Origin of the sequence: Allofranklinella schreckenbergeri, assembly GCF_003703475.1 — a bacterium.
GTDB lineage: Bacteria > Pseudomonadota > Gammaproteobacteria > Burkholderiales > Burkholderiaceae_C > Lampropedia > Lampropedia schreckenbergeri.
In genome coordinates, this window is sequence record NZ_RDQM01000027.1 from 1 (window position 1) to 2150 (window position 2150).

Genomic DNA, 2150 nt, shown 5'->3' on the forward strand with positions numbered 1-2150 from the left:
GGACAGCACCTTCCGCTCCCAGGTGACAGGCGCCGCCGCCGACACCGGCGAACTGGCGCCCCAACTGCAAAACAACGGCCCCATTGAGCGCAAAGTCACCATCGCCGCTCCCACAGCCACCATCACCGGCCCGGCCAGCGCCCAACCCAACACAGCCACCACCGTCACCGGCACCGCCACCGGCCTGGCCGATGGCGCCCAAGTCACTGTCACCGTCAACGGCACCGCCTTGCAAGCCACCGTCACCGCTGGCAACTTCAGCGTCAGCTTCCCCAGTGGCTTTCCTGCAGGCACCCATGCCGTCACCGTCACCGGCCCCAGCGGCTGGGCATTGACACAAAACGGCACGCACAGCATCCAGGTAGACCCTCCCGCCCCGGCCACAACAGCCACCATCAACGGCCCAGCCACTGCAACCGCAGGCACCGGCTTCACCGTCACTGGCGCCAGCAACGCCAGCGACGGCACGGTGATCCAAGTCACCGTGGGCGGGCACACCGTCTCCGCCACAGTCAATGGCGGCCAATTCAGTGCCAATATCCCTGGGCTGGCCGCAGGCAACTACCCCGTGACCATCACCGGCGCCACCCTGACCGCACCGCACAGCATCCAGGTGAACAATCCTGCCCCGCCGCCCTCGCCCACCGCGGCCATCAATGGCCCGGCAACCGCTCAGCCCAACACCGCGATCACAGTCACAGGCACCACCGCCAACGTCCCCAACGGCACCCAAGTCAACGTCACCGTGGGCGGCCAAACCGTGCAGGCCACCGTTAACAACGGCCAATTCAACGCCAGCTTCCCCGCAGGCTTGCCCGAAGGCACGCACCCCGTCACCGTCACCGGCCCCAATGGCTTGACACAGGTTGGCGCGCACAGCATCCAGGTGAAAAAACCCGTCAAGCCTGTCGATCCCGCACCTGAGCCCACCGCCACCATCACCGGGCCAGCCACCGCCAAGCCCAACACGGCCACTACCGTCACCGGCACCACCGCCCATGTGGCCAACGGCACCGTCATCCAGGTCACCGTCAATGGCAAAACCGTGCCCGCCACAGTCAATGGCGGCCAATTCAGCGCCAACTTCCCCGAGGGCTTCCCTGAAGGCACGCACGCCGTCACCGTCACAGGCGCCACGCTGACTGCTGCGCACAGCATCCAGGTGAAAAAGCCCGCTGACCCAGCTCCCGCGCCCACCGCCACCATCACCGGGCCAGCCACCGCCAAGCCCAACACGGCCACCACCGTCACCGGCACCACCGCCCATGTGGCCAACGGCACCGTCATCCAGGTCACCGTCAATGGCAAAACCGTGCCCGCCACAGTCAATGGCGGCCAATTCAGCGCCAACTTCCCCGAGGGCTTCCCGGAGGGCACGCACGCCGTCACCGTCACAGGCGCCACGCTGACTGCTGCGCACAGCATCCAGGTGAAAAAGCCCGCTGACCCAGCTCCCGCGCCCACCGCCACCATCACCGGGCCAGCCACCGCCAAGCCCAACACGGCCACTACCGTGACAGGCTCCACTGCCAACGTCGCCGATGGCACCGTCATCCAGGTCACCGTCAATGGCAAAACCGTGCCCGCCACAGTCAATGGCGGTCAATTCAGCGCCAACTTCCCCGAGGGCTTCCCTGAAGGCACGCACGCCGTCACCGTCACAGGCGCCACGCTGACTGCTGCGCACAGCATCCAGGTCGAAAAACCCGCGCCAGCGCCCACCGCCACCATCACTGGCCCGGCTGCTGCCGTGCCCAATGCTCCTACGACGATCACAGGCACCACCATGCACGTCGCTGATGGCACGGTGCTGGAAGTGACCGTCAATGGCGTAACGGTGAAGGCCACTGTTCAGGGCGGTCGCTTCAATGCGCACTTCCCCAATGGCTTCCCCACCGGGAACTACAGCGTCAGCGTCAGCGTGCCCGGTGGTGGCGCATTGACGCAGACGGACTCCTTCACTGTTTTGGTGCAGCAGCCTTCGCCCACTCCTGGTGGTGTGACGGCCGTGCCCATGCTCGATGGGCTGGGCCTGGGCGCCTTGGCGGCCTTGCTGGGCGCTGCGGGCTTGCGCCGCCAGCGCAAACGCCAGCGTTGATGCTCGGCTTGGCCTCAGCGCCAACAGCGCTGGGGCATGCGATATAAAAAAA

Annotated in this window: 1 protein-coding gene; it reads left to right on the forward strand. The window is 66.5% G+C overall.

The genetic code is table 11. The annotated features are described in order from the left end of the window. Positions 1-2098 (forward strand): hypothetical protein (locus tag EBQ26_RS12460; protein ID WP_147474069.1); only part of this gene is annotated, 2098 nt, incomplete at its 5' end. Positions 2099-2150 lie beyond the last annotated feature (52 nt).